34 protein-coding genes are annotated in these 23,211 nt (G+C 55.0%); 5 read left to right on the top strand and 29 right to left on the bottom strand.

Translation table 11 applies throughout. From position 1 onward, the window contains the following. Positions 1-285: 285 nt before the first annotated feature. The 23 genes from HNR55_RS16925 to HNR55_RS07585 form a co-directional block, all read right to left on the bottom strand. Positions 286-420, bottom strand: coding sequence for a hypothetical protein (locus tag HNR55_RS16925; protein ID WP_260400872.1), 135 nt, complete (start codon positions 418-420; stop codon positions 286-288). Then, on the bottom strand, positions 420-1,079 hold the full coding sequence (locus tag HNR55_RS07690) for a phage tail assembly protein (RefSeq protein WP_264813790.1): 660 nt from the start codon (positions 1,077-1,079) through the stop codon (positions 420-422). Before HNR55_RS07690 ends, HNR55_RS16925 begins: the two co-directional genes overlap by 1 nt. After that, the gene (locus HNR55_RS07685; protein ID WP_166112845.1) at positions 1,076-1,453 is read right to left on the bottom strand and encodes a phage tail tube protein; all 378 of its coding nucleotides are present in this window, start codon (positions 1,451-1,453) and stop codon (positions 1,076-1,078) included. Before HNR55_RS07685 ends, HNR55_RS07690 begins: the two co-directional genes overlap by 4 nt. 16 nt (positions 1,454-1,469) lie before the next feature. Then, entirely contained in the window at positions 1,470-2,948 is a 1,479-nt protein-coding gene (locus tag HNR55_RS07680) for a phage tail sheath subtilisin-like domain-containing protein (protein ID WP_166112848.1), read from the bottom strand. Beyond that, positions 2,945-3,148, bottom strand: coding sequence for a DUF2635 domain-containing protein (locus HNR55_RS07675; RefSeq protein WP_166112851.1), 204 nt, complete (start codon positions 3,146-3,148; stop codon positions 2,945-2,947). The genes HNR55_RS07680 and HNR55_RS07675 overlap by 4 nt, the downstream gene beginning before the upstream one ends. 6 nt (positions 3,149-3,154) lie before the next feature. Next, positions 3,155-3,673 carry a hypothetical protein gene (locus HNR55_RS07670; protein WP_166112854.1) on the bottom strand — a complete coding sequence of 173 codons (519 nt, stop codon included), beginning with the start codon at positions 3,671-3,673 and terminating at the stop codon, positions 3,155-3,157. Beyond that, the gene (locus HNR55_RS07665) at positions 3,612-4,004 is read right to left on the bottom strand and encodes a head-tail joining protein (protein ID WP_166112857.1); all 393 of its coding nucleotides are present in this window, start codon (positions 4,002-4,004) and stop codon (positions 3,612-3,614) included. The genes HNR55_RS07670 and HNR55_RS07665 overlap by 62 nt, the downstream gene beginning before the upstream one ends. 15 nt (positions 4,005-4,019) lie before the next feature. Next, on the bottom strand, positions 4,020-4,256 hold the full coding sequence (locus HNR55_RS07660) for a hypothetical protein (RefSeq protein WP_166112860.1): 237 nt from the start codon (positions 4,254-4,256) through the stop codon (positions 4,020-4,022). A gap of 3 nt (positions 4,257-4,259) precedes the next feature. Beyond that, positions 4,260-5,369, bottom strand: a complete 1,110-nt coding sequence (locus HNR55_RS07655; protein ID WP_198911911.1) for a major capsid protein — start codon at positions 5,367-5,369, stop codon at positions 4,260-4,262. Between the two features lie 26 nt (positions 5,370-5,395). Further along, positions 5,396-5,785, bottom strand: a complete 390-nt coding sequence (locus HNR55_RS07650; protein ID WP_166112863.1) for a head decoration protein — start codon at positions 5,783-5,785, stop codon at positions 5,396-5,398. Then, a complete protein-coding gene (locus tag HNR55_RS07645; RefSeq protein ID WP_166112866.1) occupies positions 5,782-6,378 on the bottom strand; it encodes a hypothetical protein in 597 nt (198 codons plus the stop codon). Before HNR55_RS07645 ends, HNR55_RS07650 begins: the two co-directional genes overlap by 4 nt. A 27-nt stretch (positions 6,379-6,405) precedes the next feature. Next, positions 6,406-7,233, bottom strand: coding sequence for a S49 family peptidase (locus tag HNR55_RS07640; RefSeq protein ID WP_166112869.1), 828 nt, complete (start codon positions 7,231-7,233; stop codon positions 6,406-6,408). Continuing rightward, the gene (locus tag HNR55_RS07635; RefSeq protein WP_166112872.1) at positions 7,230-8,846 is read right to left on the bottom strand and encodes a phage portal protein; all 1,617 of its coding nucleotides are present in this window, start codon (positions 8,844-8,846) and stop codon (positions 7,230-7,232) included. Before HNR55_RS07635 ends, HNR55_RS07640 begins: the two co-directional genes overlap by 4 nt. 41 nt (positions 8,847-8,887) lie before the next feature. Further along, complete coding sequence (gene gpW / locus HNR55_RS07630) at positions 8,888-9,190, bottom strand: gpW family head-tail joining protein (RefSeq protein WP_166112875.1); 303 nt, start codon at positions 9,188-9,190, stop codon at positions 8,888-8,890. Positions 9,191-9,199: 9 nt separating this feature from the next. After that, a complete protein-coding gene (locus tag HNR55_RS07625; protein WP_166112878.1) occupies positions 9,200-11,206 on the bottom strand; it encodes a phage terminase large subunit family protein in 2,007 nt (668 codons plus the stop codon). Next, entirely contained in the window at positions 11,166-11,714 is a 549-nt protein-coding gene (locus tag HNR55_RS07620) for a hypothetical protein (RefSeq protein ID WP_166112881.1), read from the bottom strand. The genes HNR55_RS07625 and HNR55_RS07620 overlap by 41 nt, the downstream gene beginning before the upstream one ends. A gap of 126 nt (positions 11,715-11,840) precedes the next feature. Next, positions 11,841-12,593: a hypothetical protein gene (locus HNR55_RS07615; RefSeq protein ID WP_166112884.1), complete on the bottom strand. Its 753-nt coding sequence runs from the start codon at positions 12,591-12,593 to the stop codon at positions 11,841-11,843. Positions 12,594-13,201: 608 nt separating this feature from the next. After that, the gene (locus HNR55_RS07610; RefSeq protein ID WP_166112887.1) at positions 13,202-13,825 is read right to left on the bottom strand and encodes a DUF3164 family protein; all 624 of its coding nucleotides are present in this window, start codon (positions 13,823-13,825) and stop codon (positions 13,202-13,204) included. A 5-nt stretch (positions 13,826-13,830) separates the two neighbouring features. After that, positions 13,831-14,706, bottom strand: coding sequence for a tyrosine-type recombinase/integrase (locus HNR55_RS07605; RefSeq protein ID WP_165926166.1), 876 nt, complete (start codon positions 14,704-14,706; stop codon positions 13,831-13,833). A 148-nt stretch (positions 14,707-14,854) separates the two neighbouring features. Next, complete coding sequence (locus tag HNR55_RS07600; protein ID WP_166112890.1) at positions 14,855-15,262, bottom strand: hypothetical protein; 408 nt, start codon at positions 15,260-15,262, stop codon at positions 14,855-14,857. A gap of 125 nt (positions 15,263-15,387) precedes the next feature. Continuing rightward, complete coding sequence (locus HNR55_RS07595; RefSeq protein ID WP_260400871.1) at positions 15,388-15,630, bottom strand: DUF2442 domain-containing protein; 243 nt, start codon at positions 15,628-15,630, stop codon at positions 15,388-15,390. Continuing rightward, complete coding sequence (locus HNR55_RS07590) at positions 15,611-15,847, bottom strand: DUF4160 domain-containing protein (protein WP_166112893.1); 237 nt, start codon at positions 15,845-15,847, stop codon at positions 15,611-15,613. The genes HNR55_RS07595 and HNR55_RS07590 overlap by 20 nt, the downstream gene beginning before the upstream one ends. Then, on the bottom strand, positions 15,848-15,979 hold the full coding sequence (locus HNR55_RS07585) for a ribbon-helix-helix protein, CopG family (protein WP_166112735.1): 132 nt from the start codon (positions 15,977-15,979) through the stop codon (positions 15,848-15,850). It abuts the gene before it with no gap. A 183-nt stretch (positions 15,980-16,162) separates the two neighbouring features. Between HNR55_RS07585 and HNR55_RS07580 the strand changes: the two genes are divergently transcribed. Together HNR55_RS07580 and HNR55_RS07575 are read left to right on the top strand one after the other, a co-directional pair. Further along, positions 16,163-16,591 carry a hypothetical protein gene (locus HNR55_RS07580; protein WP_166112895.1) on the top strand — a complete coding sequence of 143 codons (429 nt, stop codon included), beginning with the start codon at positions 16,163-16,165 and terminating at the stop codon, positions 16,589-16,591. Positions 16,592-16,643: 52 nt separating this feature from the next. Next, positions 16,644-17,039 (top strand): BRO-N domain-containing protein, encoded by a 396-nt coding sequence (locus HNR55_RS07575; RefSeq protein WP_166112897.1) that lies wholly within the window; start codon positions 16,644-16,646, stop codon positions 17,037-17,039. Here the strand turns inward: HNR55_RS07575 and HNR55_RS07570 are convergent. The 5 genes from HNR55_RS07570 to HNR55_RS07550 all read right to left on the bottom strand — a co-directional run bounded on the left by HNR55_RS07570 (position 16,999) and on the right by HNR55_RS07550 (position 21,296). Further along, the gene (locus tag HNR55_RS07570; RefSeq protein WP_166112899.1) at positions 16,999-17,556 is read right to left on the bottom strand and encodes a hypothetical protein; all 558 of its coding nucleotides are present in this window, start codon (positions 17,554-17,556) and stop codon (positions 16,999-17,001) included. The two genes, HNR55_RS07575 and HNR55_RS07570, sit on opposite strands and share 41 nt — an antisense overlap. A gap of 220 nt (positions 17,557-17,776) precedes the next feature. Next, positions 17,777-18,952, bottom strand: a complete 1,176-nt coding sequence (locus tag HNR55_RS07565) for a hypothetical protein (RefSeq protein ID WP_166112901.1) — start codon at positions 18,950-18,952, stop codon at positions 17,777-17,779. Then, positions 18,949-19,440: a phage regulatory CII family protein gene (locus HNR55_RS07560; protein ID WP_166112902.1), complete on the bottom strand. Its 492-nt coding sequence runs from the start codon at positions 19,438-19,440 to the stop codon at positions 18,949-18,951. The genes HNR55_RS07565 and HNR55_RS07560 overlap by 4 nt, the downstream gene beginning before the upstream one ends. A gap of 292 nt (positions 19,441-19,732) precedes the next feature. After that, positions 19,733-20,200: a hypothetical protein gene (locus HNR55_RS07555; RefSeq protein WP_166112904.1), complete on the bottom strand. Its 468-nt coding sequence runs from the start codon at positions 20,198-20,200 to the stop codon at positions 19,733-19,735. Continuing rightward, positions 20,190-21,296 carry a hypothetical protein gene (locus tag HNR55_RS07550; RefSeq protein ID WP_166112906.1) on the bottom strand — a complete coding sequence of 369 codons (1,107 nt, stop codon included), beginning with the start codon at positions 21,294-21,296 and terminating at the stop codon, positions 20,190-20,192. Before HNR55_RS07550 ends, HNR55_RS07555 begins: the two co-directional genes overlap by 11 nt. 104 nt (positions 21,297-21,400) lie before the next feature. Here HNR55_RS07550 and HNR55_RS07545 point away from each other — a divergent pair, with 104 nt between their 5' ends. Then, positions 21,401-21,700: a hypothetical protein gene (locus tag HNR55_RS07545; RefSeq protein WP_166112908.1), complete on the top strand. Its 300-nt coding sequence runs from the start codon at positions 21,401-21,403 to the stop codon at positions 21,698-21,700. A gap of 101 nt (positions 21,701-21,801) precedes the next feature. Here the strand turns inward: HNR55_RS07545 and HNR55_RS07540 are convergent, their stop codons facing one another. Continuing rightward, positions 21,802-22,143: a helix-turn-helix domain-containing protein gene (locus tag HNR55_RS07540; protein ID WP_166112910.1), complete on the bottom strand. Its 342-nt coding sequence runs from the start codon at positions 22,141-22,143 to the stop codon at positions 21,802-21,804. Here HNR55_RS07540 and HNR55_RS07535 point away from each other — a divergent pair. Both HNR55_RS07535 and HNR55_RS07530 read left to right on the top strand, forming a co-directional pair. Then, the gene (locus HNR55_RS07535) at positions 22,069-22,446 is read left to right on the top strand and encodes a helix-turn-helix domain-containing protein (protein ID WP_311771609.1); all 378 of its coding nucleotides are present in this window, start codon (positions 22,069-22,071) and stop codon (positions 22,444-22,446) included. The two genes, HNR55_RS07540 and HNR55_RS07535, sit on opposite strands and share 75 nt — an antisense overlap. A gap of 191 nt (positions 22,447-22,637) precedes the next feature. Beyond that, a complete protein-coding gene (locus HNR55_RS07530; protein ID WP_166112916.1) occupies positions 22,638-23,168 on the top strand; it encodes a hypothetical protein in 531 nt (176 codons plus the stop codon). Positions 23,169-23,211 lie beyond the last annotated feature (43 nt).

Below are 23,211 nucleotides of genomic sequence, written 5' to 3'. Positions count from 1 at the left end.
GTGCCGACCTGTGCCCACGCACTGGCCAGCTTATACACCCCAGCGATAGAGGCCGCCCCTGTTAGCGTGCCCATTTCAGGCACTAGACGCCCCACCGAACGGAAAGTGTTCAAGGTTGCGCGGGAAAGGTCCTGCATCCCCTTGCGCAGCCCGCTGACCCCTGAGACCGAAAAGAAACGTGAGAGAGAGCGGGACGCGTTCCTGATAGGTGCCTGCATTGAGGCAATACGGTTGTTAAACGCATCCAGCTTTTTGCTGGCCCTGTCGGTCGCATCCAGAACAATGCTAACGGTTGCGCCCATTTTTTGCCTCTTTGCGCTGCCGCTCAGCAATACGGTTGGCTTGCCCGACCCAATGCACCAGCATCTGCCCACTCAGGCCTTCCGCTTCAGTCAGGGACATGCCGGAAAAGTAGGCCATCAGATCGGCTGGGAGGGATTCCCAGTTTGATGGCCAGCTATAAAAAAACCGGTCAGATAATCTGCACCCTTGGCAAACTTGCTGATCGGCATTTTGAGCACTGCCGCCAGTGGCCAGCCACTTATGGAACCGACAAGATCAATCTCAGCCTGCAGGAAGTCCGCAAAGCTGCCGCGTGATTCCGTTGCCTTATATTTACGCCGCTCGGAAACAACTGGCTCGCGCAGTGTCATTTCTGAAAACGATTGATTGACGGCCTCAATTGACGGAGAGAACAGCAGTGTCAAGCTTTCAGGGCACTCCGGCTCTTCATCCTGTTTGCGCCTGGCATTTTCCTCAAAAGCAGAAGCGTAGGCTACGGCTTTATCCAGAATACGTGTCGGGAGCTGATCTACGGCGACCTTTGGCCAACCTGAAATACGACAAACCAGATCGATCTGGCTGTCATAAATACTTTCAATGCTCGGTTTCTTGCCAATTACCTTGGCAGCCTGCAAGCTATGGAAAACTGTAGGCTCACGCAGGCGTAGCTCTTTCCATTCAGCACCATCTTTGGTCGTGATCGTGCTTTCAGGGTAGAATACGCCGTCCTCAACCTGTTCGGTATCGTCCTGCCCGGCTACGGCACACAGAACTTCAGCATCAGTCAGAGTGTTCACGATACGGTATCCTCTGTAACGGTATCACTCTCGACCTTCAGTTCGAAGGTGCCTTCCTGCGTGTTGAGGTTGATCTGCTCAACCTGCCAGCCATTCACGCAGGTAATCACCTTGCCGTTGGCCAGAACGGCAATAACCTCAAGACCGGAAGCCCCCTGAAAGTCAGACACCTTGCGGTCGCGCCGGTCACGCAATGTAACCTGAATAAAACCTTGCCCGGGCATGGACTGAAAGCCTTCGACCGTGGACTGCCCTTTAAGGGTTTCGTTTACATCCCCGGCTGGTTGCCACTGAAGCTCCCCGACCACATTCCATGCCTCGCCGTTAATCGTAAGGGAGGCAGACCCCGCGAGAGGGCCACGATAAACACTCATGGTTTCTTTCTATCCCTTACGATTTGGTGAAGCGGATGTCCGCCGCCAGATCCCAGAGCTGGTTGGCAAAGTCATAGGGCAATTGCAGCATGACCTGCCCGCCGCCCGCATTCTGGTAGACAATCTTGGCTGCGAACGTATCCGGGTTCTGGACCCAGAGCTGTGTTGCCTGCCAGCGGTAACGGGCAACTGCAGATGCCGCGATCAGCTGGGCCGTGGTCGCCTGAGCGCCTGCTGGGATCTTGGTTCCATCTGCCACAAGGATGTAGCGGGCATACAGGGACGCGAGATATGTGCGCATGTCCTGCATACAGACCTGGGCGGTCAGCAGCGTTTCAATGTCCAGATAGCTGTCGTCAGGCACGCCAGAGGCGTTTTCCTGATAGGTGGTCACCAGCCGTTCGGTCAGGACCGTTCCGCTGTCATCCACCGTAAAGGTGGCCAGACCATCGTGGAGGAAGCTATTGCGCTCATCAAAGGCAAAGCGCCCTGCATCGGTGGGGGGCATGACAGTCAGCGCCAGACCACGCACAGGCAATGCGGGATTTTCGCGCATGGAGACGGCAGTAACAGCCGTCAGCTGCGCTGCCCATGACATGGGGGACGATGGACTATCCGAGATGGGCATAACGGTCCCGTGCGGGTCGTTCTGCGCCAGACCAAACGTAGTGGCCTCACCATAGGTGCCACGCAGGGCGGTGATGTGGTGCCCATAGAGTTGCTCCATGGGGGACCAGCGGCCAATGCTGTTATCGAACAGGTCCTTGAACGCGGTCAGGCTGGCCGTGTCGGTATAAGGATGGGCCACCAGATCATAAACACGGGTGCCCATGCTGGCCAGAGCCGTAGCAAGGCTGGTGGGGTTCTGTGTTCCACCCGACGGTTGGGCAATGGTCACGCTCAGACCGGACGGAATGCTCTGGCCGGCTGCGGTCCCCAGCAGGGAGACGCCAAGCTGGATGGCATTACCAGCCAGCCCTTTGTTCAGGGCTGTCACCGTGACAACACCCGCGGCTGCCGTTACACTGACTGGCAGCCCTGTCACACTCTTGGCCGCGATCACCACATTGGCTGCCACAGCCGCCGCTGTATCCCCCACTGACACGCCCACTGGCACAAGCTGGTCGGCAACATACAGCGCCAGAGTGCCTGCCGCTGTAGCTGTGCCCGCCAGCGTAAAACTTCCCACGGCGGCCTGGGAGGCCGCATCGTCCAGAAGAGGCAGGACCCAGACTTCGCCAGAGCTATCAATCGTCCGGTAATCACGGACCATGATATGGCACTGGGAGCCCTCGCCATATTTGGCGATGGCATCACTGACCCCACCCGAAATTGCCAATGCACCGGGTGTGCCTGTGCCCGTGGCCAGCATTTGACCGACCAGCAGAATGCGGCGGGCGGCACTGGCGGTATTGGCGCCGGTGTTGTCCAGAGCCAGATAAAAGCCGGGCACACGGTTGCTGGTCGAATACCCCGGAACCATGATGCTGCTCATGCGGCGGTCCCTTTTGGCTCAATTGTGGCGGACTGTGCTGTGGCCGTGGCCTGCACTACTGGAGAAGCTTTCTGCACATCACCACACGCCAGAGCGCGCAGCCAGAAAGCCGTGGACGGCACCTCGGCCCCCTGTTCAGACAGAAGACGCAAGGATGCCGGCCACCGGACCGTGCGGCCCGGAGCTGGTTTTACAAACATTTGAGATTAGTTCTCCTGAGGGAACGTCTGGGAGAAACCCGCCTGAATGGTGCCAGTCATTGCACCTGAAATACCAGTAAGCTGCCCTAGCTCCGTGACTGGATATTCCTGCGTATATTCCATGCCGAATGTCAGGCGGACCGCGCCAATTATATCTGCAGCCTCTGCCGATACCTGCTGTTCCGTCTCAATGCTCGACACCTGCTGAACCATTCCCATGATGTCCTGGCTGCACATGATCGACATCTCGATATCTTCAGCAATACGATCCAGAAGAGCTTGCACCGTAGCCGGGCTCTGTGCCGTTACCCGCGCCACAACTTCCAATTGAACAACCCGTGTAAAATCCGGGGCATGTCGGCCATTACTGGCAGCGCTTTCTGATGGCACTGTCACAAAAACTATGGGCAGTTCACCGATTTCAGTCGGATATGGCGTACTGGTCAGCACATTATCCTGTGCATCAGTAGTCTGCCGGAGCAGACCAGCCACTTTGTCGCGCAGTTGATTGCGGTACAGGCTCATCTTCAGTATCGGCCCTGTTAAGCAGAACATCAGCTGCCCCGTGGCTGTCAGGCATGACCTCACGCACAATCCAGCGTTGATTGCGGATTATGGCGTGGTCTCCCTTGGCTGGAGCAGTGATGAATTGGGACAGCTGGACACCTATACGGGCATCCGAACTGACAACATGCGTTGGCGTAAGGCCATCGGTTATTTCGATATCCATGGGCTTCCAGCCATTATCGAAAATACAGCTTACCAGAACGGGGGAGGTGCTGGTCCCATGAAACCACTGCACGCTTTCCCCAAAAGCTGTCTGGCATGGCCCTAGAACCAGCGCGTCGAAATCCATAGGGCCATTCATGGCTCAGGACGGATTGGCTGGCGGAGCCTTCATGTCCGGAGCCGGACGAAGGCTTGCAGCCGCCAGAGGATCAATCGCACCCTTCTCTCCGGCGACTGCGGCCCGTGCTATGCCACGTTTAATCCAGAATTCGGCACGGCCAGCAGGAACCTTGAGAAGCGACCCAACCGGGTGTGGAAGCTTGCCGACCTGTTCGTAAATCGGACGAAGGGAGACAACGCTTACTGTTTCTTCAGCCATTGATTAGGTTCCCGTTGGAGCAGAGACAGAGGCACCGGCCTCCATCACGGTTGCGCAGAAAGAGGCATTCACCCGCGAAGGAATGACGATTGGTGCAGACTGCATAAGCAGATTAATGGTCGCAGGATTTTCCTTGTACCAAAGCTTGGGCGCATAGGCCAAAGCCCCGTAGGCAAATGCCGGATCAAGGATCAGGCCGAAGCCACGTGTGCCTTCCAGATCAGGCCCGGTCATAATAACAGTACCATCCGGAATCATGGGTGCTTCAAGCCCCGTATCAGGATCGATGTACCAGTCATTATAGAGCCAAAGCCGGAACTGCCCCCAGCGGCCCATAAGGATGGCGCCAGCCTGCATGCGGCCACCCAGTTCCACATCAGAACCACCAACCTTGCCCGGCCAGATAATGGCATTCAGGACCTTGATGTCATTTTTGAATGCATTCCATGTTGAGTTGGTGAAAATGATATCCAGCGGGGCGGCACCAGACTTCTGCAAGACAAGTGCTGCCCAATCCGTAAGATAGTCAGAAGGATAGACACCAGCCTGACCCCATTGTGCTGCGCCGGTAAGGGCCACGGTAAGGGCAGCATCACGCCGGAAATCGACCACCTGCGTGGGATAGCCTTCGCCCTTGATGGTAACAGTTCCTTTGGTCAGGGCACTTGCCGCCATCCACTCCAGACGACGGTTGATCATATCGATCTGATCCGCCATTTCCCATGCAAGGTTGGCTTCCAGCCTTTCCGCCGGACTCATGCCCCCCATGAGCCGTTCGCCCATGTTGCGACGTACGGGCTTGAGCAGATCCGGGTTGCGCCAGTCCTTGATGTAGGCAGGCTTGAACAGATTGGTTTCCCACTGGCGGCTTTCAACCAACTTCCCCTCTACAAGAGGAGAGACAAAAGGGGCCATACGACGCAGACCAACATCCACATCAATGGCGACTTCCGGCACGTCTGCCTCGACCATATTGGGGAAAAAACTGTCGAGCAGGAAGGTTTGCGCGAGCTTGAGGTTGCGCACAAAATAAACCAGCTCGGCTGTATCAAAAGCGCCAAGCATCGGCAGGAGCGCCTGATTGACGCCCGCAGCTCCGGTTGTTCCGGACATTCAGAATTTCCTTCAGGAAAGCACCATCATACGATGGCGTTGGAGAGACCCGTTTTGATGAAGATGCTGTACGGCCGCAGTGCAGCTTTAAGTGCATCCAAGGTCCAACTGGCATCGAACGTCATGTAGTTCGAGTTGAACTCGCCCATCTGATAGACGCCCCCCTGCGCATCAGCTGCAGACGCATCCACAGTGTCCACAACAATACCGCATGGAACCTGAGAACCATCGGTCGCCGTAGCAACAGAGGGAATGTACTTGCCTGTCGCTGTAACGCGACCAACAACCTGACCACGGGAGAAAGTATTCCCTGAGGCAAAGGTAACCGTTTCAGTCACAAGCTTGAGGTTGCCCGCGATCAGCTGATCAGGGACAAAAAGAGCCTGCGTGGACTGGGGATAAAACCCGTAACTCATGCGCCTACTCCACGCCGTTTATTGGCCATTTTCACCATACGCGAACCCGGACGATCATCTGAGTTCCCCTGGGGCTGCGGAAGTGCACCATGCCCTTCAACGCCCATTCGCCCCCGCAAGGCTGCGTAGCCGCTGCTCTGCGTAGTGGCGTTCTGCCCTTCCGGAGAGACAGGAGCCGTTGCCCTGAGTACCCGAATGGCTTCACTGCGGGGCAGGCGCGTGCCAAAGGCCAGTTCCGCAGCCGCGGCCGGATTGCGCCCTGCGGCTGCAGAGCGGAAGATGGCGGCGCACCGCCCGCGTTCACGCATGCGGATGGCACGGGCTTTAGGGTCCTTGTCGTCATCTTCATCATCATCGTCGGTACCGTCGGGATCATCACCTTCCCCGCCAGTTCCTTCTTCTGCCTTGTTGGCTTTCTTACCCTTCTTGCCTTTTTCAGCGTCGTCTTCGGGATTTTCTCCCCCTTCGCCCTCGCCCGTATCTTCACCTTCTCCAGAAGGGCAGCACTTATTTTTATCGTCTTCGGTATCGTCAGCTGCAGCCCGTACGCCACCGGCAAGGTGCGCAAAAGGGCTGATGGCGCGTTTAGCCATTATATTCGCTCCACATGTGATGAAAATTTAGAGATGCGCCAGAAGATCAGTAAAGGCGGCATCGCGGGACATGACAGCATCAGCGAGACCTGCCTCGACTGCCTTGTCCCCTCGGAACACCGTTGCCTCCATGGCCTGCACTGCATCGGCGGCAATGCCCCGGTTGCGCGCAACAGTGTTAAAAAAGAGCTTGCCCAGCGCGTCTATGTCCGTCTGGATCAGCTTGGAAGCTTCCTCCGTCAATGGCGTGGTCGGGTAACCATCCGTCTTGTGCTCACCGGTCTGAAAGGTTGTCACCTTGATGCCGGATTCCGTCAGGGCCTGTGTTATGTCGGCATGAAGCCAGACAACACCTATGGACCCGACCTCTCCCGTTCTGGGCAGAACTATGGTCTGTGCCGCACAGGCCAGCGCATAGGCTGCTGAACAGGCCATTTCGTCCACAATAGCCACGACAGGTTTTTTAGAACGGGCATCATAGATCCGGTCTGCCGTGTCAAAGCATCCTGCAACCGTCCCCCCGGGGCTGTTGATATGCAGGACAATGGCCCGAATGGTTTCGTCAGCTGCCGCCAGATCAATGGCAGCACTGATGTCGTCATAAAATGTGACACCACCCCACCACCATCCATCCCCTGAGCCAGGTAAAAGGATGCCTTTGATAGCGATGATGGCAACACCGCTGACGTTGGTGGTAATCGCTTCTGCCCCCCAGCGCTCCTCCTGGCTGGCAGGGCCAAAAACCATCATATCATCAGCTCTGTCCGCCAGCAGGGCGCGCACCATCTCCAACCTGTTCTTCTTCAGTGCGACGGGCGCATCCATCAGGTGCGAGGTCAGGCTATACTGCTTCATGCGTCCTCTTTGGGGGGGATATACCCCGGATACTGGTTGCGGCTGCCCAGCCACTCAGGCTGTTCCAGCCCCCGGTCATCAAACGCTTTCTGTTCAACCTCACGTTGATCAAGCGTTTCTTCCCAGTCGCGCCCTTCACTCTCGGCGCATTCGTCTTCCAGCGTCGAGATACCGCCCTGCATACCCAGAATGGCCCCTTCTCTTTCCGCCACTGGGTCAATCCATCCTCGACCCGGACCAAGCCAGCGGCAGCGGGCATAGGCATGACGTGCCGCTAAAAAAGGTGGTGCATTCCGGGGGAGAGGCAGGTCATCCGCTTCCATGATTTCTTCCAGAACGGCAATGCGAATGGGAGACGCAAAACCTATGGAAAAATCATCACGCCTGCGCTTCAGCGTCTTCCATGCTTCCAGCAGCGCGCCGCGAGCAGATGAATAATTGACATCAGACCAATCGTTGCTGACCTGCATGGGAGCCATTCCAGCTCCACTGGCAACGTTGTTCAAGACAGCGCGCTCAAACTCACGAAAATTGCCTGCAGGGCGAGCCGCGGAAACCGTATTGACCTTTTCGCCCGGAAAGAGAATTGGCAGGCGTGAGCCCTGCAGGGAAATGTTGCGCTGCTCATGGAAGGCGGCACGCCCTTCCTGATAAGCCCCGAGTGAATTATCCCCACCCTCCATCGCTTCGGCCGTCATGTCATGATCGTACGGGCTTTCGATGTAAGCTCCGAAGATCGCGTTGACGATGGCTGCATCCAGCTCCGTGCCATCATATTTGATGAGCATTTTCAGCCTTTGCAGCACCGGCGTAAGCATGCCGGTGCCCCCAATATGCTGACCACCACGATGATGCTCGAAGAAGTGCACGATCTGGGGACGACCCCATGAGGTTTCTCGGTCTATCCGATCCCAGATTACCGTCTCGCTCATATTGTACCAGTCAGCCTGATGAGCGCGCCGGATATGGTAAGCAATGGGCACGCCCGCATCTGTAATTTCCACCCCATTCCGCATGTTCTTGAGGTCATACTGGTTTTGCGGGTTGCTCAGCCTGTCCGGGTCAATGATCTGCAAAGCCGTGGCATACCGTGCACGACCAAGACCGATATTCTCCTCAAGCCAGGGCAGGTAAGCCAGAGCATCACCGTCGACGACCAGATGCCTGAACCCGAGATGCATCTGCTGGGCAAAGGTCAGCATCCTTTCCGCGTCATTATAACGACCTGGGTCATCCGCCCATGCGCGCCAGTAGCTGTCCACTGCCCGAGCAAACTCATGAGCCCATTGGGCGTCAAATGCTGAATTGCCGCTCAAATGCGCCAGATAACGATAGTCAGGTTTGCTGACAGGCCTGAGCATAACGCCCACAGCATTGTCCAGCACACGTGTAACCGCACCGGATGCCCAGCCATCATTACGGACAAGATCTCGAACTCGGCTGACAATACGGTTGCGATATGGGCTGCGTTCCGTATCCGCAGAAAATAAGGGCGGCATCCACCCCTGCATGCGCTGACCATAAATATCCGCCGCGTCATAGGCCTGGCCGGGCCAGCCTGTGAGGGCACGGGGCTCGCGCCGCTCCTGAAGCGGAGACGCTGTTGGAGGCATGGAACCACCCAACATACGAACCAATGACTGTCGAACCCCCATCAGAACACAGGTCTTAAGGCTCTGCGGCGCGTGCCCGCCATACCCAGCTGACGCTGTAAAGTACGGATCATGGCGGACAGGTCCCCCACATTTGCCTGACGATAGGTAACAGCTTTATTGCCATCGCCCTGAGCGTATGAAACTGACGCTACACTTTGCCCGGACTGGAGAGCGATAAGTGCCATTTGGCAACTTGTCAGAGCTGCCTGCAACTGAGGCCGTGTCAGGCCAGCCAGAAGGCTGCTGGAAGGGTCAAAATGCGCTTGCGGCAGACCAAAGCCTGATGGTCCATAAATGCTCATCTGATGTCCTCATGGAAGCCGCGAGACAAGCCGGGCAATCCGTGTTTGTTGAGCAGGAACAGAAACGCCCTGACTGCCCTCTTGAGTTTCTGTTTTTGCAGTTTCACGCAGTGGGTCCATCTCTTCCTCAAGAGGTTCTGGAGGAGGAGGATGCACAGTCGTTTCTGCTTCTATTTTGCTGGCCAACTTGTTCAGGGAAAGCCCCATGTAAAGCAGCCCACATAATGCGGCGTAGCTATAGACAGCGAGGTCAAGTGCTTCATTCCGCCGTCCGGGCAATGCTTCCCATACCCTGACAATCGTACCCTTGATGCTACGCCTGACTGAGCGCTCAGCCAGGAGTTGAGCGAAGTAGTTGACATCCCGATCTTGCGGGAAGTGCATATAGCCAGGTGCAGGCTGATCAGGTTCTGGAGGAGGCAGGTGCAGGCGGCTACGGATAACGTCCTTGGCCGCATTGACCCCGATAATAATCGGCCTGAAACTGGCCTTGTTGCGTACGCTGGGCTTTTTGGTAGGCCAGACAGGAGAACGGGCACCTCCCCTGGCCGATTCACCTTTGATCGCCCATATCCGTCGGCCTAGCCGTGCGCGACAGAACTCATAAACCCGCTGGGTATGGTGCCCGCCTGAATCAATGCAGGCTGCCCTGATAGTATAGGGGCGACCATCCGCTCGGTACCATATCCGCTTGAGAACAGCGTCCACCCTATCCCATGTCGCGGGCAGGTCAGGATCTCCATCAATAATGATGAGAGCTATGGACCAGCGTTCTTCATTACGGCCCCATCCCACAATCTCGATTTCAATTCGGTCATCCTGTGTGTCGGCCCCGGCAGTGAGAAGAACAACACCATAGGGAACCTCGCCCTCCCATATCTCGACCCGGGCCGCCAGCGAGAGCTCATTGAGAGCTCCATCACCCTTGTCTTCAAATGGTAGACCCAGCGTGGTGTTGATGAACGTCTGGCGCCGTAGTGGATCCCTATGGACCTCAAGCCATTCTTCAACCAGCTTTGCCCATGTAGCATTCGGTGAAAGAGAATAGCCTGACCAGATATGGAACGAGGCATGGCCATTAAAGGGCTTGCTGGCAATCCACTGCCCTTTGGCAACCATGTCTGCCTTGTCGGCTTCAGTGATAATGCAGCCATTGTGCCGGCAAACATAATACGCTGTTTGCGGCAACGGCTTGCCGTTTTCATCCTTGTCCCACTTGATGCCAAAGGCTGTCTCCTTCTCCCCCCATTCGAGAACCTGAAGTTCACCACATTGGGGGCAAGGTACGTAGAATTTTCGGCAATCTCCCTCATCATACAGTTTTTCAATGCGGCTCAGGCCCGCAACTGTTGGTGTTGAGCCCGCGATAATCTTGCGGTTCCAGAAAGTCTCCGACCGTTTGGAGCCGAGAGATATCTGGTCACCTTCAGCACCAGCCCCGCCTACAGGATAGCCGTCCACCTCATCGAAAATCACAACCCGTACTGTGATGCGTCGAAAGCCGCCAGGACTATTGGCTCCGACCAACTTCAGGGATGCACCATTGCGCATCGTCTTACTGAGGAGGGTATTATCGCCACTCTTGGCCTTTGGGTCCGGCGCTATGGCAGCGAGAACAGGTGTGTCACGCAGCATGGGAGCGATTTCGGTCTTGCTGTAATCCTCCGCATCGCTCTCACGTGGCTGCACAACCAGAACGGGTGAGGGATCTCGCTCAAGATAATAACCAATCGCGTGATCGATAATCTTGGTGTAGCCCACGCGAGCAGACTTCATGACCGAGACCTTCTCGACCACTGGATCAGTAATCGCGTCCATGATGCCTGGCTGATAGGCATAGGCCTCAAACCGGCCTGTCTGCGCGCTCGTCTCCTTGGAAAGGACTGCGTATTCTGCCGCCCATATGGAAAGCGTTATCTTTGGCGGAGGCTTAAGGTTTTCCTGCCTTGCCTGTGCAAGTCTGGAAAGAAAGAACTCAAGGCCGCTCGGATAGGCTGTTTGTGCCGTCTGGTCCATCCAGTGTTAGGGCTTCCAGAACACGGTTAATAAGAGTTTCCAGCCGTTCTCGGACTTCTGCTGGCGTTTTGCACCGAGCCAGTGCCGGTGCATGCTCTGCTGGGATAGCCAGCAGACTGGTGCGGACCCGGGCATATTCTGCACCCACGGCACGAGCGATGAGTTCGACCTCAACAACCCTGCCAGCCTTCTGGTCATATTCGAGCTTTGCCGTCTGGGCCTTGTAGACCTCACGGACACGCGTCGCCTCAGCTCGCGACATCATACCAGCGGAGAGAAAGGACACCGTATCCGGCTGGCAGGTGGTTGCATCATCCCCTGCAACCGGTTGCACCTCAGGTTGCGGGTCAGGTTGCACCTCCATCCTGAGACGCAACCACTCATCAAACGAAGCAGTATTGACTTGCCCGTTCTGAGAAATAATCTTGCCAGTATCGATGGCTTTTTTAATTGCGGGTCGTGAAACGCCAGCGCGACGGGCGGCTTCGCTCTGGCTAATTGTCGTCACGTTCTCACCTGCACCTGCAACCTGATTTTTCGGCTCTAGCTAGGAATCGATCGGGCGCGAACATTCCCCGCGTGCGTTTTCCCACAGGAAGGACCCAAAAAGCCCCCCCCCCTGCGTCAGCGATTCCTACCGCCCGAGCCCTTTAGTTATCGCTCCTCGTACCGCAGCTTCAATCGCTCCCGGGGCATACTTATCAACTGCTTGCTGCACCACTTGCTCTGGGTCAAACCGCTTTCGATAGGATGGTGGCCTCGGAAGAAACCAAAGCACTGGCTCTACATGGCCCTTCCCTACGAGCTTGAAGATACCACGAGGTCTCCCGTTCCCTTTTTCACGAGCAACAAAAAACTCAGACGCCTGCCCTCTTGCATTTTTTTTCTGCTTAGCTAAACGGCGCCGAGTTTTTTCTGAGAGATTTTTACTCTCATTACTCATCACGCCAAGCCGACTGAGCACTTGTGTAAGAAATCCGCGATTTAAGTTGCCATTAGCATCCAGCGCTATCGGAGATGCAGGAACCACATATTGTCCACCAGATATAGAAGCGAGTGCCTTCTCGAACTTCTTCATTGGTCGTGGACCACCAAAAATCTGTGGAGCTAGGTATTTTCCGGCGGGTGTTCCCTTCGGAGCTTTATCACGAGAAAGAATAACACCAGTCAGATCTGAAGCTTTAGCTGGCTTGAAGTAAAACCCTTTAAGGGTGAAGGGCGTTGGTCGATCAAATACGTCCTTCATATTAGACTGAAGGTCGCTAATACACCGTTTGCCTGTAGCATTAATAGCAAACGCCATAGCATCTTTAATGCCACGAGCGGAAAGATCTGAAAGCTGTTTCTGTACAGCCTTCACATCGACCTTGATGCGAAAGTCAACCACAGGCCTTGTTCGCCCGTTCCATACAGTCAGCCGCCCGCTCTTTGGCCCAAACACGAATGCCCGGACGCCAGTCATTCTGGCTCATGTAAGCATAGTGCTGGGCCGCCCGGATCCATACAGAATGGTCCGACGCCTGCTTGCTTCCATGGAACGGGTGATTGCGCTTCGGGCGTCTGTTGGAATGACTGTTGCCTTGGTGCTTCATTTCTTCCTCTCAACAGACCGACCGGCCTTGATCATCAGTTCATGCAAACGACGAATTTCCACGTAACAGTCCCGCAGAAGCCGATCTTTGCGCCCCAACTCCCGCCTAAGCCTGAAGTTGTCCCGACGGCCTGAAAGCACGTCCGTGAGCCAGCACCTCATGGGTGCTGCCAATGCGCGAAGAATGGTGACTGGAGCGCATACGCAATAGCGAACAAAGCGGCCACACCACATAAAGTGATAAATCGCCACGCAGGAAGTTTTATGGCCATTTTCTGTACACACTCCGCAATTTGGAATATACTTTCCAAAGTCTTCCTCTGCTTGCATCAGGGGTTGATCCAGAAGGTCGCTAACGCTCCACACGTTAGCGACCTTCGTTTATTTTCAGCACTAATCGGCCATTATGCCTTGGCCAGATCCAGCGGCACCATGTTCCATGCCTGGTCCGGCGTTTCCCGCGTGTGCAGCCTGAGGTAGGTCTTGGTGCAGTCGGAGCGGATGCTATTGGCAATCGCTTCCATGGCCTCTTTCCACTCAGGATCAGGCACATCAAGCCTGCGCAGACCAAGGATTTTGCTGGTCTGCATCTTCCCTTCCTTGCCCACGTCAAACGCATCCATGACGACAACCCGGAGACTGGCATTTGCCCCCTCGGTCCAGCGTTCAAAGAGTTGGTCCAGCAGCGTCTTGGCCACATGGATTTCCGGGCCGAACGTAATGCTCTCGCCCATGGCAACAGTCACACGCAGGCGACCGTCATAGGTGCTGAGCGAAATGTTGCCCTTCTGGCCGCCCATGCGGACCCCATACTTTTCATGCAGGAGGGATTGCAGGGCAGCTACATCAGCAAACCCGGCGCGCTTGAAGGCGGCAAGCCGCTCCGCAAGCTGCGCCGCCGCTTCATGCACACGGCGCACAAGCTCATCTTCCAGAAGGTGTTCGGGTTTGACGGCCTTAAGCGGCACCAGTCGCCCCTTGGCGTCCTTCATGTAGCCTTCAGGCACGGTATCGGAAGCAGTCGTCATGGTGATCAATCCAAATAGTTTGCGGAGCCATCCCCTTCTCGGACGTGGCTGTATCTTGTCGTCGTGGCGAGCGATGCGTGCCCCAGCGTGGCCTGCACCACATGCACCGGGGCATTGTTGTCGAGCGCGTGCGATGCATGGGCGTGCCGGAGCCAGTGGGCCGAAACAGCCCCAGATAATCCGGCACGCCGCGCCGCCCGCTTGACGATGCGGTGGGCCGCATCATGCGAAAGCGGGCGGCCATCGTGGCCGGGGACAACGGGCGCATCCGGCCCGCTATCAACCCGCAGCGCCACGAGCTGCTTGTAAAGCTTTGCAGGGACCTGAACGGCCCGTGTCTTGTTGCCCTTGCCGAACACAGAGGCCACGCCACCCTGCTGGCGGCGCGTAACATCCCGCCAACGCAGCGCGCAGGCCTCTGAGATGCGGAGCCCCATGCGATAGAGCACATCCAGCAGCGCCCGTTTGCGCGGTTCCATCTCGGCCTCGATCATGGCCAGAACCTGCTCGCGGGTGAGAATGCGCTCATTCAACGTGTCGCGCCCGCGCTCCAGCCGGAACGCCGCCCCGGCATTGTGCGTGAGAACGCCTGTCCCCGCCGCGTAAGCCAGCAGGGATTTTGCGGCGGACAGCTTGCGCCGCCGTGTGGCATCGGACGCATCGCCCATGCTGTCGTACCATGCTTGCAGGTCCGCCAGAACAATCTCGGCCAGTGGCTTACCCGCATGCGCCAGCAGCTCGCGGGCATCACGCTCATAAGCCCGCCGGGTGTTCTCCCCACGGTTGTGGAGCCACGTTCTCAGCACGAGATTATCAGCAGAAACTGAGGCCGCTTTTGCAGCCCCCGGCGCGGGCGATCTTGCACGATCTCCGCTAACCATATGATTTTCCTACATTAGTGGTCTATTTCGCCCCCTCAAAATCCGCGTGATAACTGCACTTATCTTGCGGGTTTATAGGGGTGTCTGCGGGTTATCTTGCGGGTGCCGTAGTGGCAGATGCCAGATAACTCCGGGTTATCATCGCGGTTTATTCGGACGGAACACCGCCGATTTTCCGACCACAACTCCCCCATCGGGGAGCGCGCCAAGTGGACCGAAGTGCACCGGCGGGCAACTGTTCACTCGCCTGGCATTCCATCTCACGCCGTGCAGCAGATTCCACACGCAGCAAAATGCCTTCTCCAACGCCAAGCGCCCCGTCAGCCATAGGCCGCAGGTCCACAACGCGGCAGCGGAGTAAATCAGCTGCCCGCACGATTGTGTTGCGTAAAAGAAGAGGTGTCTCGCTCAGATCAATATCGGAGCGATGCCGTGCCGTACGCGGAGGATACATCTTTGCTACAAGGCAAAGCGCACCATCCAACGCCAGTATCAGAACAGGTTTATTCCCGCGCAGTGCAATCTGGCCACGGCAGAAATCCTGCCCTTTGCCCATGCAACCGCCATTTAAGGATATAGCTACAAAAAAACCGTGAACCCTAATGGGCACACGGCTCCGAAGATTTTAAAAAGATAATGCTATAAGTGGTGGCACGTCAATATTTTTAGCACAAGCGCATATCACGACAACCGTAAAAGGCTCGCGACTGAGATATCCTCGTCTACATCAGGCCAATGAATCCCCTTGCCACGCCCGATAAAACGCCAGTGAGAGCGCTGCTCAGGGGAAGCATCACGCAGACGCGGGAACCACTCGAGGGGCACAGAAAGCTCACGACCATCCGCCATCACGATGTGGAGAAGGTCAGCATCCATCCGGACATCAGTTGCTGTCGGGTCAAATCTAGCTGCCAAAATGGGCATCCCATGCCTCCCTGAACGTGTTTCGATGTTCTATGACCATCATACGCAACTTGGTTAGCTCATGCGACCTGAATCCATCATTCATGGCCAGCATAACTGGGTCCAGCCAGTATTTGGCCACGTTCTCACCTGCTTCAACATGAATGTGCGGCGGTTCGTTGCCTTCCATACTGTAGAAAAAGAACCTGTAGCCGCCAACCCGAAGAACTGTAGGCATTTAGTCCTTCCCATCGTCAGATTTCGCAGCTTCCAGCCCAAGCTGGATCAGGCGACGGATCGCTTCGGCTCGCGAAGGAGCGCGGGTCTCAAAGCGATAGTTATCCAATGCTTCGACTAATGACTTCGGCATCGGGGTTATGATGCGCTCTGAATTTGGCTCTTCCATAACACCAGTATGAAAAAATATGCCGGTTACGTCAACAGCATATATTACATTGACATAACCGGCATACCTTTCATATATATTGTAAGCAGCCGGACAGAAGCTACAACCTTCCTGCCCGGCCTAACCTCATGCAAGGGAATGAACCCCATGCCTATGGCTGATGCCTTATCTACCACACCACGCCGATCGTTGCTTGCCGGAATCATAGCTGTGCCATTTCTGGCTACGACGGCTCATGCAGAAGCATACCTACATGCCGATGCGGCCTTACTGACTGCGTTCGGTCAATTTCAGGACTGTCGCAAGCGAATAGATGCGCATTGTATGGCAACAAACCATGTCTTCGGGACGCCAGAGGGACAGTTGCATGAGGACAAACTCAATACGCTGGTCATTGAACAGGATGAGCTTGTCGCTGCTATGGCCGTCCTACCCGCTACAACGCAGGATGGCCAGCGTGCCAAAGCCGTTGCGGCCCTAACAATGTTGCGCGACCAAATTGCTCCGGGTGAGGAGGAACTGGGAGACAGTATGACATGGCTGGAAGTCTCGTTACTGACGGACCTTACTCGGTAAATAAGCGCTATGTATCAACAGTGCAAAAAATTGGCCTATTTAGGATATTGAAATGTCAAAACCTGAAATATTTTCATATAAAGGTTCATCTTTTGTTGTTTACAACAATGCAGAAACAGCCTGTTTTAAAATAGGAGATATTCTTTACTCCCTGCAAGAATCTGCACAGACAGATTTAGCAGGAAGATTAGAAGATGGTGACTTCACGTATTTTCATTTCAAAGGTGGAAATGCTCCTGATGATCATGAAGGGGTTAATGAAAAGGGCTTATTAAGACTGATTTTAACAAGCCCTAACAAAGATGATGCAGAACATTTCTACAATTGGGTGAAGAATTATATTCTACCTTACACTCTCAAGCTTATTAGAAAAAAATCTGACATCGATAAGGCTGAATGTAAGGTTATCATTCACCCAAAGCTGATGGAACAGCAGACCACTCCATAAACAGGTTATCTGGCATTCTGCTGTAAGCCTCTGCCAACTGCTCCAATAGTAGATCAACCATACCAGCCAAACGGCGTTTATCATGCCGTTTGGCTTCTTTTTGTGGTGCATTATCTTTATTCGGAACCGTAATAGCTAAGGCCATTTCATTTAGCGAGAGGCATTCTATCATTATTTTGATCAGAATGTTTTCGCTGATTTTACCAAGACATTTTTCAACGTACCGGCACCGATCTACCGCCGCGATGCGGGAGAGAATAGCATATTCAGCATCTGGCTTACCGCATTGTCTGGATGTTTCCGGGTCTTTCCCGCCCAAAATGCCAGTTTCATAGTCCCGTGCCCAACCCTCTGCGGCGTGTAGCTGGGCATCAGAAATGCTTCCCACCTTATGCAGTGCATATACGGCACCAACACGCATACTATAGTGCGGTTTAGATATCTGGCTCAGCTTAACCGCTACCTCTGTAACGTCGCACTTTTCTAGGCGTTCTGGTGTGGCTGGTATCTCTTGCATGTTGTGCCCCCGCTCTTTTGCGCATATCTTCTTTTTGCATCGCGGGGGCGATTGTTTTCGTGTGCAGACAAGCGGCGTTGCAGAGTGGTGATTTCCAGTTCAGCCTCTGCACGCCGTTTTTGTTCCTGGGCCAGCGTTGCCCGCAACTCATCAAAATCAGTTATCCGGTTGGGCTTCCCTTCAGCCCGCAACCTCAGGTTTCGCAGGAGTCTGCTCAGGCTCATGCCGCTACCGCCTCCGTTCTGCTGAAAAACTGCTGATAAGCTGCCCTGTCATACGGCACGTCCGGCAGGCCATGCTCTTGCGCCAGATCTGGCCACTGGCGGGTAACAGCGCCAAAGTCACGGCAGTCAGCAAAGGCTTTTTGCCAGACCTGCGTGGCTCGGCTCCATGCGTCCTCAAACCGGTGCATATCCTCGGTTTTGTGTGCTTCTGCTGGCTGGCCTATGGGCATGGCATCCATAACCTGCTGCGCTTCAATGCCGCGCAACACTGCCGCCTCAAACACCTTCAGCCTGCGTGGTGGTTCTGTGCTAGGCATAACGCTCTGATGCTTCTGAATGGCGGAGATTATGGTTGCCTCCGTAGCTCCCATCCCGATCCATTTGCGAGCAAACGATACGGCAAAACCAATCTGGTCACTCATGCCGGATACCGAGACCATCCGGGCCGCCACCCGGCGCACCAGAGCGTCATCCAGTTCGATTTTGGTTTTTTCGATTTCACCAGAAATAGAACTAGAAGAAATATATTTATCTCTCTCTAATTCTAGATCTATGGAAACCGAAGAAACCGAATTTTCCATAACCGAAAACCCATTGGGTTTTTTGTTTGGGTTTTGGGTTTCGGTTTTCCCACCCGCAACGGTTGCTACCAAAGGCATATGCCGTTGGGCCTGCTGCTGTTCCATTTCCCGCGCACGGCGTGCCCGGGCCTGCTCTGGACTTTCGCCTTTGCGGGTACGTCCACCCTTTTTGCCATTCTCGCGGGCCGTCAACATTTTACGGCTCATGCCTTCGGGCACATCCCCATTTTCCTGCCACTGCTCCCACTGAGCATCCGCCTGTGCCTTACGGGCTTCGCGCTCTTCCTTGCGCAGCAGTTTGGCGTACAAATGGGGGCTGAACAGCGCCCCCTCATCATCCCGCGCCATAAAGCCAGACTGGAGAATGGTGGGCAGCGTACGGGCCAGCACATCGCCTTCCAGCCATGCCTGTGTTGCCACCTGCCCGTCTTCCAGCACCAGTTGCCCGGCGCGGAACACGGTTGAGCGCAGTTCCTTCAGCGCATCGTGCAGGTTGGTTACAACCCCACGTAGTTCTGCTGGCATGGAGCGCAGCATTTTGAACGGGGTTACGGTTGAGGGGTCAAACTCAGCAAGAACAGGCCGCATCATCCAGCCTCCTTACCGGCAACAACGCTGGGGCGGCTTTGCTCCTGCACCTTGTGAACAAAGGCCAGTGCGCGCTCCAGCAACTGCTTGGCGTGCATCATTTTGGGGGCAATTTCCTGCGCCTCCTGCCGGTCCACAACGCCATCATCCAGAATGCGCATGGCCGTGGCCATTATGTCGCCCGAGGCAATGGCGTATTCGCTCATGTCCTGCCCAAAGTCACCGGGGCCAACATGCAATGGAATGGCCGCATAACCCAACGCCTGCGCCATGGCATGCAACAAAAACGGGTGCTCCGCGCAGTGGTCCAGATCCAGCGCCACATCCAGTGGGATAACCGCATCCCGCGCGCGGTTGGAGTAATCGGAGAACTGCGTGCGCCCTACCCGGCCAATACAGGCTGCGGCATCTATGCCGCCCACATGGGCAATGGCCTGCTTGGTGGCGGTTTTTATGGCGGGAACACAAGCAGCGGAAAATGGCTGTTTCATGCCTTTTCTCCCGCTTTACCAGCCTCTGAGGCATGGCGACTGGCGGCCTTGACCGCTACCAGTTTCACTATGGCAGTCACCACAAACACCATGGAGAAAACCACCAGTCTGGTAATTAGCCGCATCCAGAATGACGCCGAACCACATGTTTGTGGCGATGAGAGAGGCTCGTATGGGCCACAGGCCTCCTCCAGAGTACTAAGACCCTGTTCCAGGCAGTATCGCGGCCAGTCCTGCATAGGGTCAGCCGGACTGGGGGCGATATGATCTGATAGGTGGTTATCTCCCGGCTTCATGCTGCCACTCCCTGCATAGGCGCAACACGGGCCGGTGTATTGCCACACCGGCCCGTACGCCTCACCATGACGCCCGCAAAGTCAGTCATGGAGAACCAAAAATGTTGAATGAAGAACTGCAACGCCGGATGCTCCAGCATATGCTGGAAAACATGCCAGACGGTGCATGGATGGGAGAGTTTGAAGAACTTGATCCCCAAACTCTCATTTCCAACCTTAACTATCTTGACGATCTGGGCCTCTGCACTAGCGGCGTTGCGCATGACCAGTCGGGCGATGAGCTTGTTTATCCATCCCGAATCACGGCCAAGGGTGCAGATTTCATCAGTCAGGACGGCGGCCTTAGCGCCAAACTGAACACTGTCACTATCCGATTGGATGAAAGCACTATCAAGCAGTTGCTTGCCGCCAAAATTGACCAGGCCACCATTAGCGAAACAGAAAAGAAAACCCTCAAAGATCATCTGATGGCCCTTTCTGGAAAGGGCCTCGAAGCCTTAACAGCGGACTTGGTGGGCAAAGCTGTTGATCAGTTTCCGGGCGCCATTCATCTACTGAAAACAACATTTCACCTCTAATGGACCCCAAGAAGGAAAAGTGTGCGTAAACGCCCGGTTGGCCAGCCATATGCACCCAAAAGCCATTGAGGTAATTCCGGGCAAAAGCCCCAGACACACGCAAGATGCTTTTACCTTCGGGCGTCCAATCCAGAAGAACAGTCAAAGCGGCAAAGAAGAGGCGAGATTGTCTGGAATTTTCTTCTTTTTGGGGACCATTAGGCGCGAGCATCTCAGCTTCTGCCGCCCGCTGGGCAAAGGGCACTCCGAGATCAACAAACCCTTTTTCGCCGCATTGCCCATGTAGCACTTCAACTCTGCTGGTGGCAGCATTGCCACTGCCACCAGCCTCATCCATGGTTGAGTCGTCCAAACCAACAACCGAGGATGAACCTTTATGTCTCTCAAAAATCCGGAAGACCGCCTTACGCGTGAAGGGCTTATTGTCCGCCTTTACAATGCCTACTGCGGTCCTGTGGAAACCAAGGACCAGGCGCTTGATCTGATCTCTGAAATTGCCAAGGCGGTTGATGGCAACCGTGAGCCACCCAAAAAGAAATCGCCCAATTTGTCGGCTGACAAAGGTAAGAAGATTGCTGCGAAAATTGCGGGCTGAACAGATTAGTCTTTTTCGCGGTATCTCCCGCAGGCGGTCTGCAAATGCATTAACCAGAGAAGCTTCAGCGTCCCAACTCTCGTCATCTGGGCATTCTGCAGCCGCTTGCGCATAAGCAAGGGCAACCTGCGATACCTCAAGATCATACTGCTTTTTACGTAGCCAAAGACCTGCAAGACCAATCATGCAGGAAGAAGCGCTGACCAACAGCGCCAGGCGAACCAAGTTGGGATGACAGATTCCATGCAATTGACCGGCTTCGGAAAGGTGCTGAGCCAATGCTTGCGGCTTTGAGGGATGGCCGTCTCCGCTATGAGCCGGCAAAGAAGTAAGCCCAAATTCAAGCCCGACAATACGGGCCGATTGGCGGTTATCTACCGGCTTCATGCTGCCACTCCCTGCATAGGCGCAACACGGGCCGGTGTATTGCCACACCGGCCCGTACGCCTCACGATGGGGTTGCTAGACCGAAACATCGTGAGAACTGAAATATGAAAATTGAAATTGGTAAGCCTTCCCTGCCCCCAGTATCCATTACGGAAATCAAGCAGGATTTCCTTATGCGCTACGCGGGTACGAAGGGTGAAAGTGAACGACGGATCACAGTTAACGGCCTCAATGGAGAGCAGCTTCCCAATGGGGAAATCCGGATTCTTACGATCAAAGCTTTTTGCCATGAACGGAATAGCCCGCGCTCTTTCAAAGCATCCAGTGTCAAAGAACTGATCGTTCCTGAGACCGGCGAAGTGGTCACCGACATTCTGAAATGGTTTAGAGAGCAAGAGCAGTGACAAAACGTCAGCCTCTTTGATGCCCATCGACCTATCAGTCCGAACCACATTCGGCTGACAGAGATTACCACGGGCAGCATGATTGATCACATGAGAGACCGTCATGCTGCCACTCCATTGTTTTTCCCCGCCTCAAACAGCCAGTCGGCAGGTTTAACCTGGCCGCCGGACAACTCCTCAACCTTGAGGACAATGCGAAGAGGGACACTGCGCCGACCACTTGCGTATCCGTGCAAGGTCGTGACGGAGCATCCCAATTCCTTCGCCATCGAAGAAAGGGTAATTTTTTCGCCCCTGAGATACGCTCGTATATCCATGTCGGATTTTTTCGCACTGTGCGAAAATTTAATCAAGCATAATTTCGCAAAATGGGTCTGAATAAGTTTTGCGCAATGCGCGAAAATAGAACCATGGCTGGCACTCAATTCACCTTGCATATTCATCTTCGCGCATGGCGTAAGCATCGCGGGTTGACACTAGAACAAACTGCGAACATGATCGGATCAAAGCCCAATACTATTTCGGGCTGGGAGACGGGTGGCCGCAAGGTGGATTTAGACGATCTTAAAAAATTGGCTGATGCCTACGGCGTAGACCCTGCTGCACTCTTATTCGCACCTCCCGGTGGCCCAAAATTTGAAGCCATGAAGGAAGCCAGCAATCTAATCGAAGATATGTCCCCAGAACATGCCAAAGCTTGGCTTGAGTTGGGAAAAGCTATTGTTTCCAAAAAACCGGCCACCTAATTATTTCGCATAGCGCGAAAAAATGTTTGACAGGATATTTCGCATAGTGCGAATAATCCTCCATCACAACCCGTGATGGAGAAACCCGATGCTCGCAACAGCACAAAAAAGTGGCCATGCCCGTGCAGATCAGCCTGCGCGTGCTACACTTTGCGCAGCACCCGTACAGACAACAGCAGCAGGCTTGCAGCATGACGCAGCAGAACGCGGACCAACAACAAATCGAGGTCGGAGCGATTGCCTCAGACGATCTTCGCCTGTGGCTAGCTCGCGAAGCACAGAGACAGGCCGAAAAACGTATAGCCAGTCAGGTCGATATCTGGGGCAAGTTCGTAACACGCGCCACATCCTGCATTGGGTGGGCGGTCACGCTCACTTCGGCATTTGCTGCCATCTCAACCCAATATCAGTATCGCTTTCTGGCTCTACCGGCCATGCTCGCGGCAATGTCCGCAATCTGCGCCTGTATAATCCTCTGGCCACGTCGATGGAACATTCCGGGCGATACGCCGCTCTATGTCATGGACATGATGGAAAATCCAAAGGATCCAATAACCACAGAACTGGAAGCCACAGAGGCACTGGCAATCAGGGTAGAAGACGGCATAACAGCCAACAGCCTTACACTTACGTATTATGGCCGCGCTCTGTTTGCCGCCTTCTCCCTCCTTATTGCGTCAATTCTTTTGGCCGCAATTTGGGTGGTTCTGATTACGATCTAGGTAGTGGCTTATACGAGCCTTGCTCTGATGGGCTTGGCGGCGG

It is taken from the genome of Acetobacter lovaniensis, assembly GCF_014207635.1.
Taxonomy (GTDB): domain Bacteria; phylum Pseudomonadota; class Alphaproteobacteria; order Acetobacterales; family Acetobacteraceae; genus Acetobacter; species Acetobacter lovaniensis.
The sequence above is the reverse complement of the archived record's forward strand: the minus strand, read 5'-3'. Positions and strand labels throughout refer to the sequence as shown.